Source organism: Corynebacterium sp. HMSC073D01 (genome assembly GCF_001815555.1).
Taxonomy (GTDB): Bacteria; Actinomycetota; Actinomycetes; order Mycobacteriales; family Mycobacteriaceae; genus Corynebacterium; species Corynebacterium glucuronolyticum.
Map to the genome: position 1 here is coordinate 1 of NZ_KV821041.1, position 13,565 is coordinate 13,565.

The window sequence follows — 13,565 nt, forward strand, 5'->3', positions numbered from 1 at the left end:
CCGATGAGGTTGAGACCAAGATCACGGTGACCGAGAACAACAGCACTGAAGTCCCGGCCGATGGAAAGGCTAAGGAAATCGACGGCAAGGTCGATAACCCTGACGGCGCCACCGGTGAAGTTGTCGGCGAAGACGGCAAGAAGATCGACGGCGCAACAGTCGAGATCGATGAGAATGGAAACGTCAAGGTCACGATTCCTGAGGGGACCAAGACCGGTCCCGCCAAGGTTGTTATCACCGATAAGGATGGTAATAAGACTGAGCTTCCGATTACCATCACGAAGCCTGGCGATGCTTCCAGCTCCATCGATGGTCTCACCCAGGATGAGGCTAATAAGTGTGTTGGTGCTTCTGCCGCATCGGCTATCCCGCTGCTGCTCCTGACGCCGATTGCCCTTGGCCTGGCCATGGACAACCAGCAGGTGAAGGATCTTACGGCTGGCTTCGGTAAGCAGCTGGAGGATATCAACACCGGTATTCAGAAGACCCTGGGTATCTACAACCCTGAGCTTGCACAGCAGTTCAAGGTTCAGGTTGCTCCGCACCTGCAGAATCTGGCTCTCGCAGCCGGCTTCGTTGCCTCCATCGCGCTCCTGGCTGGCGTCGCAGCTAACCAGTGTGTGCCGGGTGGCGGCAGCTCGGACAACACCAGTTCCCAGAAATAAGACTTCCTCTTAGGAGGAATATAGACTCCCTTCCTTGGGAGATACGTCGCTAGATCTTCATCGCTTGATGTGATCATGCGACTACCGTCAAGGTCGGCCCCACGTGATTGCCACGTGGGGCCGACTTATTTCGTGGGACGGGGGAGGGGAGCGTCGACAAGTAAGGTGAGCTAACAGAAACCTGAGAAGTCTACGGTGACTCTTAAAAGACATGGTCGGAGGGGGCAGGAGACGTGCTAAGTGCGAGTTATTGAGGTTGTTTCGGAGGCGGAATGGGTGAAAATAGCCCCCGAATCGGGGTAAATGAACGGCCGAGGGGGTCGAAGCGTTAAGGTTCGCCCTTTTGTTGTTGCTTAAAGTTGCAGGGGCTCTACCTTGGTAAATGGGGAAATGCTTATTACTTACCGGAAAGTATTGTCTGAAAAAGTAACTAGTTACCTGTGTAAACAATAGACAGGAAGCTAAGAAAACCTTAAAGTAAGTTTTGTAACTAATCAGGAAACCTGGCAAACGGCGCGTGAAACGCTTCCACGCTAAAGCCTCGATGAAGAGTTGACAATTTCACACCCCAGTCATTTGAAAGGACCAGACTAATGGCTACCATCCGTACCCGTTCCGGGCGTATCCGTCGCGGTATCTCCATCGCAGCCGCAGCATTCTCTCTCGCAGTAGTTGCCCCCACCATCCAGCCTGTTATCGCACCGCAGATCGCAGCGGTTGCTAACGCTGAGACGACGATGACCGCCGAGGAAACTGCCGCCATCAAGGCAAGCGCCATCGATGCTGATGCCATCGCAGCGGGAACGATCACCAAAGCAAGTCAGCTGGGATACGCCGGCAAGTTCGCCGGTCAGATCAACGGCCACGTTTACGAGGCTCACCCGAACGGAAACCCCGGTTCCACCTACGACAATGGCAATATCCCGGTGACCGGTCAGACGGTCTACCTGCAGCTGCGTGAGGCGCGCAAGGACGGCAAGATGTCTGAATCGCCGTGGTTCAAGGCCAAGACTCACGATCTTGATTCCGTTATCGCCGGTAACGGCGGCAAGGGTACCTACGCTTTCAAGGGCAAGGACGGAGAGCGTCTCAGCTGGACCGACGAGGACGGTGAAATTCACCGCTACTATGCGCACCGTCACCAGGAATACCGCCTCTGGATTGACAACTACACCAATCCGCAGACCGGCAACACGATGATCCCGATGCGCCAGACTGGTGGCCTCAGCGTAGGCGAATGGGTGAAATCCGGCGACCAGCTGCTCGGCTCCTTCCAGTACGCAGGTACGTCGATGCAGAAGACCGCGCTGTTCATGTATGAGGCCCCGCACGAGGCGCTCATCGCAGACAACGTTTCCGCATCTGAGGGGAAGACCCTTAACCGCTCCGGTGCACAGACCACCGGCGAGAACGACTTCATTGCCGGCCGCGTGTGGCTCGAGACCGGTGCAGGTGACCAGAACCTCACTGCCGGTAATGGCCCCCGCTGGGATGCAATCACAAAGGGTGGCGATCCGCTTGCTACGGGCTACAAGGTTTGGGCAACCGTGCTGAGCAACGAAGGCTACACCCAGCTATCCCAGCTGATGGAAAGCGAGAGGGCGGAAAACCAGGTCGCTGCCACCCAGAAGCAGCTGAAGGAACACCCCGAGTACCTCCAGCAGACCAAGGTAGACACCGTCAACGAGGAAGGTTTCTACACTCTGCGCTTTGACACGCTGGATAGCGGACGCCCGAACATGAAGCGCATCTACATGTGGGTGACAGACAAGGATAACAATGTTGTTCCTAGCTACTCCAGCTTTGTGAAGCCGCTGTTTGTTGCCCCGAACAACGTGGTTATCGGTTCCTGGCGTACCTCCTCCCTCGAGGCTCAGTGGCGCGATGAGCGCCAGGGCTGGGCAGCAGCAGACTTCGCTGTTGCCCCGCAGGACATCAAGAGCAAGCTGCCGAATCTGAACCCCGAGGTTGAGAGCAACGACGCTGCCAAGAACGATCCGGCTGCACAGGCGCAGACGATTCGCATGGGCGAAAAGGCTGATCCCACCAAGTCCATCAAGGACTTTGACGCGCTTCCGGAAGGAACGAAGGCCGAGTTCGCGGATCCCATTGACACGACCACTCCGGGTGAGAAGACCACCAAGGTTATTGTCACCTACCCGGATGGCTCCACCGACGAAATTCCGGTCACTGTGACCGTGGCTGATTCTGATGCTGCTTCCCACAACCCGGGTTACTCTCCTGCCTCCGGCGAGGCGGGCCAGTCTGTCGAGGTCCCGCAGACCTCCGACGAGTCTCTGCCGGAAGGCACCACCTTCTCCATCAACAAGGCAGATGTTACTGAGGGCTTCACCGCCACCGTTGATGAGAACGGTACCGTCACTGTCACCCCAAACGAGGGCGTGGCCAACAACACCTCCGCTAAGATTCCGGTCACCGTCACCTACCCGGATGGCACGAAGGACACCGCTCCAGTGAACTTCACCGTCGGCAAGGACGGCGACGAGGACGGCATCACCGATGCAGACGAGACTTCCGGTGCTTTGAACGAGAAGTTCGGTAACAAGCCGACCGATCCGACCAAGGCAGACTCGGATAACGATGGGCTTACCGACGGTGAAGAGATTCACGGCAACCCGCAGGTTCCTTCTATCACCGTGACCGATAAGGACGGAAAACAGAAGGTCATCTCCGGCCCGTTCTACACTGACCCGAACAAGGCAGACACCGATGGCGACGGCGTCTCTGATGCTGATGAGCTGGCTAACGGAACCGACCCGACCAACCCCGACACCGACGGTGACGGAGTAAAGGATGGCGAGGATACCCACCCGGCCGATGGCACCAACGGCGCAGGCGGCACCGACAGTGACAAGAAAGATTCCGATGGTGACGGTCTGAGCGATGCCCAGGAGAATGCCGGTAACCCGCAGGTTGATTCCATCGCCTACGTGGATAAGAACGGTGTCAGCAACGTTATCTCTGGCCCGTTCAAGACGGACCCGAACAAGGCAGACACTGATGGCGATGGCCTTGACGACGGCTTCGAGCTTGCTCACGGCACCAACCCGCTGGAGGCTGACACCGACGGTGACGGCGTTCCGGATGGCGAGGACAAGTACCCGGCAGACGGCACCAAGTCTCGCGATGAGGTTCCGAGCGATCCGAAGACCACGGATTCCGATGGCGACGGCCTGACCGACGCTCAGGAGAATGCTGGCAACGCGGATTACCCGTCGATCACCATCACGGACAAGGATGGTAACGACAAGGTCATCAAGGGACCATTCAAGACCGATCCGAACAAGCAGGATACCGATGGTGACGGCGTTCCGGATGGCCTGGAACTTGCAAACGGCACCGACCCGACTAACCCCGACACCGACGGTGACGGAGTAAATGACGGTGAAGATGGCGTACCGAATGATGGCACACGTACCACCATCGGCGGCGATCCGATCTCCAAGGACGCTCCTTCCTGGAAGGATGGAACGGTCCAGCCTGGTGGCGAGGTAAAGATTGACAATAACGGTGGTGCTCTTCCGAAGGACCACAAGGTTACCGTCACTATCAATGGTAAGGAAGTTCCTGAAGACAAGGTCAAGGACTACGTCACCATTGACGAAAACGGCAACATGACCGTTAAGCCTGGCGACGCTAAGAGCGGCCAGACCATCAAGGTCACGGTTAGTGATAAGAACGGTAAGGAACTCGGAACAGTTTCCATCTCCGTGGGCCTGTCCGAGAAGCAGCAGAACGTCTGCATCGGTGCCTCCGCTGCCTCTGCTGTCCCGCTGCTCCTCCTTGTCCCGCTGGCACTTGGCCTCGGCCTTGCTGGCCAAAGCCCGGAGGCTCGCGCCATTGCTGATGGGTTCAACCAGCAGATTGAGCAAATCAACGTCGGAATCCAGAAGAGCCTCGGCATCTTCAACCCTGAGCTTGCTGCCACCTTCCGCAGCCAGATCGCACCGCACCTGGGTAACATCGCTGTTGCAGCTGGCTTTATTGCCACGATTGCTCTGCTGGCTGGCCTTGCTACCACGCAATGCATCCCCGGTGAGACCAACCTGAGCTCCGGCGACGATGCTGCTACCGATAAGACTCCGGAGGCCAACGCCTAAGGATTACATGTAAAACCCTCTACCGTCACTGACTGGCTCGCATCGATTTTGGTGCGAGCCAGTTTCGGTATTGAGAGTAGTTTGCTGAGGAAAACCATAAAAAGGTAGGGTTAGTGACACCCAATATGGGGGTAATAGGTATAAGGTAATGATGATGATTTCAATGGAAAGAGTGCACTGCGTGCGAAACGGCGCTCAATTCACCTGGCTAAATGGGTAAAAGTAGTATTTTTGTTGCCTGTATTGTTCAACATAGACGGTAATTTAAAACTGAAAATAACATAGACAATTAGGTAAAGGATTCTTAGAATGGTTGAGAAACATAAGTCTCCATCGTGCTCGAAGTGTGTGTAAGAATCGCCACAACTTAGGACAGGCTGAGAGATTTGTGAAACTACTACATCAACTCAACTGAAAGGACCAGGTTCTTGGCTACCATTCGTTCGCGCAATGGCAGGATCCGTCGCGGAGTTTCCATTGCCGCAGCCGCTTTCTCCCTGGCGGTCATTTCCCCCATCATTCAGCCCGTGGTCGCACCGCAATTTGCGGCCGTCGCTTCGGCTGAGGAGGCTGCTGCTGCTAACGTCCACGCATCGGCTATCGAAGCAGACCCGATTGCAACGGGCGAAATTACCCGAGCAGTCGATCTGACCAACGATGCTACAAGGAACACGATTTCCGGTCACGTGTTCCGCGCCGTCGGTGGTGGCACGTCCTCCGGCGACCCGACATCCAGCGGTGACCCGCGTGTGGCAAACGGTACCGTCGTATACGCCCAGTGGAAGGACGAGGACGGTTGGGTTTCCCCGGTCTACAAGACCTCCACGCATGAACTGCCCGGTGATAACGGACAGGGTGGAAAGGGCACCTTCGTGGTGAAGTTCCCCACGGTGAAGGATAGCGCGGGTAAGGAGCATACCTTCAAGGCGCAGCTCGGCACCGCCTACAAGTTGACCGTTGGGCAGAGCACACTTAACTCCACACCGGCGGAAGCAACCGATACCGGAAACGTCACCACCCCGGTACGCCACGGTGGTGCGCTGACCTCAAAGTGGACACCGGTGTACAAGGCAAACGGCAGCTTCCAGCTTATTGGTATGAACGTCCAGCGCGTGGGCATTTGGCTGCAGGAAGCACCTGTGGACGGCACCTCCGGTGTCAACTACTTGAAGTCCAAGAACCTCATTGAGGACAAGAAGGGCCCTGCTAATTTTGTTCTGAGTGATGAAGGTACCGAGAACTCTATTTCCGGCAAGGTGTACTTCGAAACGGGCGAGGCGGCCCGCGAGAAGACGATCCAGGCACCTAGCTACGTTGGTGACCCCGCAGCCCCCGGTTACAAGGTCTTCGCTTCCTATCTCACCCCTGAAGGCGTAGCCAAGGCGAAGGAGATCAACAGCCTCCCCATCGCTGAGCGGGCAAAGGCTACCAAGGAAGCATTCACTGCTCACCCGGAGTTCATCAAGGGAACGGTGTGGGCGACGAGTGCTGAGGACGGTCGTTACACCCTACGACTGCCCGTTGAAAACCTGGAAGAGGATCGCGACCACCTCTACATGTGGGTTGAAGATCCAAACGGTGACGTTGCCGCATACTGGTCTAACTACATGTCCCCGTTCTTCCAGACGTACAACGGCTCTGGTTGGTGGGAACCGACTCCAATTGCTGCACCTGGTGTCAAGCGTGTTTACAACCAGGACTTCGGTATTTCTACTTTCCGCCCGATTAGCTTGACGGTCACAAACGCTGATGACATCGACAACCCCGCAGAGGCAGGGCAGAAGGTTGATGTCCGCCTCGACGGCAACCTGCCGGCAACTCCGTCTTACATCGAATGGCGTGGGCCGAACGATCAGGTTGTAAAGAACGCAAATGGTAAAGAGCAATGCAGCGTCAGTTCCATTGCCGATGCCTCTAAGTGCTCCTTTATCGTTCCTAAGGACGTTAATAACGGCGATCTCTACACAGCTGTCCTCGTTTCTGAGGGCTCCGACATTGCGCAGGACAGCTTCTACGTAACCAACGGTGATGCCGCCAAGAACGATCCTGGTTACGAAAACGCCAGCGGCGACGCTGGGAAGAAGACTGAGGTCCCGCAGACGAAAGACACGGACCTGCCTAAGGGGACGACCTTTAAGCTCAATCCCGAAAACGAGATCCCTAAGGGTTGGGATGTAACTGTCGACGAGGGTAGCGGTCTGGTCTCCGTTACCCCGCCGGAGGGCACCACCAACAACACCACGGTTGAGATTCCTGTCATCGTTACCTACCCGGACGAGTCCGTCGACAAGCCTTCCTTCACCTTTACCGTGGGGCAGGACACCGACGGTGACAAGATCACCGATAGCGAGGAGAACAACGGCAACCCCTCTGCCCCCGATGTCACCTACAAGGACAAGGACGGCAACGAGAAGAAGGCTGACCGCCCGTTCAAGACTGATCCGAAGAACCCAGACACCGACGGTGACAAGATTAACGACGGTGACGAGCTCTCGGGCGACAAGAACACCCACTTCAATAACAAGCCGACCGATCCGACCAACGACGACACCGACGGCGACAAGCTGACCGACGGTGACGAGATCAACGGTAACCCGGACGCACCTGCAATTGAATCCTGGGACAAGGACGGCAACAAGAACGTCAAGAAGGGCCCGTTCTACACCGATCCCACCAACTACGACACCGACGGTGACACGATCGGTGACGGTGATGAGCTCTCCGGTGAGAAGAACGTCCACTTTGGTAAGAAGCCGACCGATCCCACCAGCCCCGACACGGACAATGACAAGCTGACCGATGGTCAGGAGATCAACGGCAACCCACAGGTTCCTTCGCTGACGATCACCGATACCAAGGGCAACAAGAAGGTCATCGAGGGGCCGTTCTACACGGATCCGAACAAGGCTGACACCGATGGTGACAACATCCCGGATGGCGAGGAGCTGAAGAACGGCACCGACCCGACCAAGAAGGACACCGACGGCGATAAGATCCCAGACAACGAGGACAAGTACCCGACGGATGGCACCAATGGCAAGGGTGAGGATGTTAACCCGAACCCGATTGCTAAGGGCAACCCGGCTTGGGATGACGCCAACATTAAGGAGGGTGCGAAGAGCGACCCGATTAAGAATGTCGGTGAAAAGGTTCCGGACGGTGCCACATTCGAGGCCACCAAGACGGATCCGAGTGGCAATACCACTCCGATTGCCAAGGGTGATGTCAAGGATTACGACAACAAGGACGGCAAGATCTACTTCGATCCGGAAACCGGCGACATTACCATCGACGGCACGGACCTGAAGTACGGCGACAAGGTCACTGTGACGGTGAAGGATAAGGACGGCAAGAAGCTTGACGACGTCACGCTGACGGTCGGTATGTCCGACGATCACCTCGCCGTGTGCGTTGGCGCTTCGGCTGCCTCCGCTGTGCCTCTGCTGCTCCTCCTCCCGGTTGCGCTCGGACTCGCGGGCAACAACCCGCAGGTAAAGGAGATCTCTGCACAGTTTGGTAAGCAGATTGAGAATATTAATACCGGTATCCAGCGCACTCTCGGCATTTACAACCCGGATCTAGCCGTTGCGTTCAAGAACAATGTTGCTCCGCACATGCAGAACCTTGCGCTCGCAGCAGCGTTCATCGCCTCCATCGGTTTGCTCGCCGGTGTTGCCGCAACGCAGTGTGCCCCCGGTGGCGATCAGCTGAGCTCCAACCTCTCCAGCGATAAGGACGTGAAGGTTGAAGGTTCCTCTACTGAGGACACCACGACCACCCCTGCAGCTGCCGACGAGAAGTAAGCAGTTGATCTCCTAGGAGAATAAAGTCTGGTCCCCGAAAGACCCTCACCATTACGGTGGGGGTCTTTCTGTGTGTCCGGGGCGGATACGCGGAGGGTGCGCTTTAGAAAAGAGTGGAGGGACGCACTGCGTTGGCAAGGTCGACGAGCGCGTAGCGGTGCCGGGCGAAGGGGGCAGTGCGGGCAAGGGTCCGGAGGGTCTCAGAAAGTCCCTCACGGATACCGGTCTGGGTAAAGGAATACTCGAATAGGGGATTGGTGCTGGCTGCGGCGTCGAGGTCGTGGTTGCGGAGGAAGGAAAACGCGGCGGATAAGACGGCGGACTTCACCTGCATGAGGCGGGGCTCATTGGTGGGGATTTCCTCCAGCCGGCGGGCGGCGCGCCGGATGCGGGATTCGCTGGGGTCGTCGGAGATGAGGGTGACGATTGTCGTCAGTTTGCTCATGCGGTGGTGGCGGGAGCTCGCATTGAGGCGGTCGAGGACGTGGACGGCGAGTTCCACTTGGTTTTCCACGACGAGGAGGCGGGCCAGTCCGAAGGCGCTGGATACCGTGGTGGGGTTCGTCATCCAGACGAGGGCGTAGAGGCGCATGGCGTGGAACCGGAGTGCTGCGGGGTCGGTGGTGATGTGGGACCACGTGTCGCTCATAATCGATAAGTTGACGGCGTCCATCTGCTTGTTGAGGATGGCGGTGGCGCGGGACACCTGGTCTTCCAGAAGCGGGGTGCGCGCCATGCCCATGCGTTGCAGGAGGAGTTCGTCGGTGGCGGCGAGGGCGAGTTTCGGTGCGGCTTCACCGGGAAGGATGGCGAGGACGGTGTCGAAGTGGCGCTGGGCGGCGGGGAGGTCGTCGAGAAGCAAGCTGGTGATGCCGGATAGCCAGGCGATTTTCCAGTTGGTGCCGAGTTTGGATTCGAGGGCGGTGAGCCACGTCTGGGCTTCGGAGGTGAGTCCCATGTCGAGGAGGATGCGCACGATGTTGTACGGGATTTCCTGCGAGGAGCGGTATTCCTCCACCTGGAGGGCCTGCTGCATGGATTCGAGTTCCTCGCCGGGTTCGGCGTAGATGGCGGAGTTGATGATGGGGGCGCCGATGTCGGTGGCGTCGATGTTGGGGATGGGCAGTGCCGAGACGATTTCCTGGGGTGTGAGGACGACGGTGCGGTTGATGCCGTCGATAAGCTGATCGGTGCGGAAGATCCGATGTTTGGTGCCGAAGGTGGCGCGCTGCGGGGAAAATAGGGAGTGCTGGGCCGGGAAGAAAGTGTGGTCGCGGACGGCGAGGATTTCCCGCAGCACCCCGTAGAGCTGGGTGGATAGTTCCTCCACGCTCGCCATTCGCTTGGCAGGGTCGGGGTTGGTGGCACGCAAGAGCAGGCGGTAGAGGGAAAGGTGGCGGCGAAACAGTGGCTCTACCTTGGGGGAGGGGATGCCCGGCAGGTAGCGGCCGTCCTCGCCCTTGGGCAAGTCGACGATGAGGCAGGCGAGCGTGCGGCCGATGGAGTAGATGTCGCTGGCTACACTCGGCCCCTCGGTGGGGACCTCGGGGGCGGCGAAGCCTTTGGTGCCATAGATGTATCCGTAGGCGCCGATGCCGGAGACGGCTCCCAGGTCAATGAGTTTGACCTGGTCCTCGGTGAGAATAATGTTCGACGGCTTGACGTCGTTGTAGACCACACCGCGCGAATGCAGGTAGCCGAGCGCGGGGAGGATCTCGAGGATGTAGCCGATGGCGAGGTCGGCGGGGTAGCGCCGGTTCTCGTAGGCTTTGCGCCGTTCCTTGAGGGAGGGGCCGCCGACGTACTCCATGACGATGAAGCCGTCTTCCACGCGCGGGTCGTCGACGAAGTTGTAAATGCGCACGATCTCGGGGTGGGTTATGTCGGCGAGGAATTCCCGCTCGGCGACGGCAGCGCCCTTGTCTTCGGCTTTCACGTCGCCGCGCATGCCTTTGAGCACGACCCAGCGACCGGAGACGTTACGATCCTGGGCGAGATAGATCCATCCGAGGCCGCCGTGAGCGAGGACGCCCTTGACGTCGTACTGGCCGGCCACGACATCGCCGGTGGACAGAGTCGGTGGTTCCACTCCGGTAAACGTGGTGGGATCAACGCACGCGGTGAGCGGGTCGGTGAGCGCGACGAACGGCAGCGTGACCATGCCGTCGGCGACGACGCGCCCGGCACGGTCATCGGTGCGCCGCTTCCGAAATTCCTCAAGTGCGATCTTCCGGTACTTCGCCGAGGGGTCGTTGGTGGTACCTGCCGAGGCCTGCAACGGCCCCATCGCCGATGTCGCCGGGTAGTCGGTGCCGGTGAGATTGTCGATGAGCGCCTGCAGCTCCGTTCCGCCGTACTCGTCCTCGTCGTCATCGTCGTCGAACGGGTTGAAGGCGACAGCTTCGGTCTCAGCCATGTCAGGACCTCCCTTGGCGGTGTTGTTGATCTTCCTGGTAGAGCGGGGTCGGCGGACCCTGGGTGGCGAGATATGGCCCGAACCACTCGGCGAACAGTGACCGCCACGTGCCGTCGGCAATGATGCGCTCAATCGTCTTGTTCACCTGCCGGGTGAGGTTATCGTTGCCCTGCTTGATGCCGATTCCGTAGTAGTCACGCTCCTCCGAGATGACAGTCATGGAGGTGTAGGCATCCTGCGCCGCCATCCCGGCGAGGAGCGCAGTATCACTGAACACGGCATCTACCTGCTGTTGCTGCAGCGCCATGAGGCAGTCCGACCAACTCAGCGTGGTGATGAGGGTAGCGCCCGGGGCGATGCGGGCGACGCGGTACTGGTTAATAGACCCCTGTGCCACGCACACTGTCGCCTTGTTCAAATCGTCGACGGTGGTGACGGGGGAATCCTTGTCCGTGAGGAAGCCCGCGGAGGTGGAGAAATACGGTGCGGAGAAGTCGACGTTATCGGCGCGTCCCTTGGTCATCGTCATTGCGCGGATGACCACATCGACGCGTTCGGTGGGAGGGGCGGATAGCGCGTGCTCCCGGTTAGCGGCATCGACGTAGCGGAAGGCCACCTTGGACGGGTCGCCGAAGATGTCGCGGGCGATCTCGTGGGCGAGGTCGATCTCAAAGCCGATAAGTTCGCCGGTGGCGAGGTCGCGGTAGCTCATGAGGTTTTGGGATTGCTCCACACCGACGATGATGTAGCCCCGCTTGTAGATGTCGGGAATGAGCTCCGACGCCGGCGTGGACACAGGCTTGAGGCTCGGCTCCAGCAGGCCCGAGTCGGTGTCCACGGTATCGACCTCGGAGGCGGGGATTGAACTTGCTCCCTGTGGCAGAGCATCGTGCTGGGTGAGTGCGGGGTCGGTGAACAAGGCGTCGGCGGGCGGGGCCGGCGTAACCGAGCTGCAGCCGGAGGCGACCATGGCGACGAGGCCAGCCAGGGTTGTGAGGGTGGTGCGACTCATAAGTACTCCTGCAATCTTGGTCGGATCCCCAGCCAGATGGCGAGGAGAGCGAGAACACTGAGGGTGAGTACGCCCACTCCCGTCCCCGTCGTGGACCGCAAGCCCTGCGCAATGTAGGAGCGAGTGCCTGCGCGGGAAGCGTCGATAAGCGTGGTCAGGGCGGCATCGAGGCCCGTGAAGGCCTCCCCGGTCGAGTTCCCCGGCGCCAAAGCGAGCCTTGTCGACGCCTCGTAGTCGCCCTTTTCCAGCGCCTCAACGAAGTCCGCGTGGACGCTCTCCCAGTAGTACAGGGCAGCCCGCGCCGTCGCCACATCCTCCCGCGAGGTCGGGTTTGATGCCGAGTGGTCAAACTGCTTGATCGCATCCTCTACCTGCACTGTTGCGTCATCGAAGCTCACCTGCGACTCGTTGAACGCCCCGCGACGGACGAGCGCCAGCGTCTCGGCCGTGCGGGCCTGCTGGGCGACGATCCGGGCATCGGTGAGCGCGGTATAAGGGGTCGCTGCCTCGTGCGTGCCGACGCTCGCCGCGTGGTAAGCCACGGCATTGCTGCCACTGAGCCACACGAGCGCGATGGCGACGAGAAGGTTCGCAGCAAGGAACCCGATATTCAGCCGCCGCCGCGTCCGTCTCGCCAGCCACAGCTGGGCCAGAACGAGAAGAACGAAGGCGAGCGCAAGCAGCCCCACCGACCACCATTGTGGCATCGTCAGATTCCGGAGCTGGGCCTGCACCCGGTCGGAAGAGGAGCGGAACACCTCACCGGCGGCGGGCAGCAGCTGCTCGCGCATGAGAGCGTTGGCCTCGGCCATGTAGGCGGAGCCGATAGGATTGCCCGCCCGCACGTTCATCCGTGCCGCCATGACGAGCCCCGCGTACGTAGGCAAATTCTGGTTCGCCCTGGCGACGGCCATGAGCTCATCCGCACCGCTGGCGTTGGCGGCGGTCTCGTTGCCGGCGAGCGCCGCCCGGTTGAGCGGTTCGAGGTAGGCAGTCTGCTCCTGCCTCGAATTGCTGCCGAACTCCGCCAGCCCCGTGACGGCGAGGGTGTCCGTCAGGGCGAGGGATGTGTACAGGTTGTGCGCGGCGTAGCTTGCCGGCTCCATCGTCTGCGACAGTTCCTGATACGAGGTTCGCCGGGCATCGGTGGAGGTCAGCGTGACGATTCCGGCGGCGAGGAGGGTGACCGAGATGATGAGGGTCATTGCTGCCATGATGCCGGGGGTTGTGCGGACGAAGTCGCCGGCACCGCGGAGCCACTGGATCGGCTGGCCAATCCACTCCTTGATTTTGTCGCGCCTGCGCACGGCCAGTGTGCGGGGCACATCTAGCCAGCTATCGTCGGCTCCCACAATCCTCGCCATTCTCCACAGTCTAATAGGTTGCATTGGCGGCCGAAAGAAGTTGCGCGGTATTGCGTGCACCAGCGGTTGGATCTCCCGCTCCCCAGACCCCTTAACTCGCGAATTAGCTTGATTTTGGGGGGATTTATGGAGTTAGCGATCCCGAGGCGGTGCCGGGGTGGTGCCGACGCGTTCCCGGCGCGGT

General features: G+C 59.4%; 5 protein-coding genes and 1 pseudogene. 3 read left to right on the forward strand and 3 right to left on the reverse strand.

Annotation, left to right across the window (positions count from 1 at the left end; all coding sequences use genetic code 11):
- The 3 genes and pseudogenes from HMPREF3044_RS13105 to HMPREF3044_RS06625 all read left to right on the forward strand — a co-directional run.
- Window positions 1–665: pseudogene (locus HMPREF3044_RS13105) on the forward strand (hypothetical protein); the annotation flags it as partial.
- Window positions 666–1,258: 593 nt separating this feature from the next.
- Window positions 1,259–4,786 carry a Rib/alpha-like domain-containing protein gene (locus tag HMPREF3044_RS06620; protein WP_070740217.1) on the forward strand — a complete coding sequence of 1,176 codons (3,528 nt, stop codon included), beginning with the start codon at window positions 1,259–1,261 and terminating at the stop codon, window positions 4,784–4,786.
- Between the two features lie 428 nt (window positions 4,787–5,214).
- Complete coding sequence (locus tag HMPREF3044_RS06625) at window positions 5,215–8,589, forward strand: Rib/alpha-like domain-containing protein (RefSeq protein ID WP_070740220.1); 3,375 nt, start codon at window positions 5,215–5,217, stop codon at window positions 8,587–8,589.
- 103 nt (window positions 8,590–8,692) lie between these two features.
- On the opposite strand, the gene HMPREF3044_RS06630 is transcribed toward HMPREF3044_RS06625, so the two are convergent.
- From HMPREF3044_RS06630 to HMPREF3044_RS06640, 3 genes are read right to left on the reverse strand one after another with little or no spacing between them, the layout of a single operon-like run.
- A complete protein-coding gene (locus tag HMPREF3044_RS06630) occupies window positions 8,693–11,005 on the reverse strand; it encodes a serine/threonine protein kinase (RefSeq protein ID WP_070740223.1) in 2,313 nt (770 codons plus the stop codon).
- Between the two features lies 1 nt (window position 11,006).
- Window positions 11,007–12,017 (reverse strand): glutamate ABC transporter substrate-binding protein, encoded by a 1,011-nt coding sequence (locus HMPREF3044_RS06635; RefSeq protein WP_070740226.1) that lies wholly within the window; start codon window positions 12,015–12,017, stop codon window positions 11,007–11,009.
- Complete coding sequence (locus tag HMPREF3044_RS06640) at window positions 12,014–13,381, reverse strand: hypothetical protein (protein ID WP_070740229.1); 1,368 nt, start codon at window positions 13,379–13,381, stop codon at window positions 12,014–12,016. Before HMPREF3044_RS06640 ends, HMPREF3044_RS06635 begins: the two co-directional genes overlap by 4 nt.
- Between the last annotated feature and the right edge of the window lie 184 nt (window positions 13,382–13,565).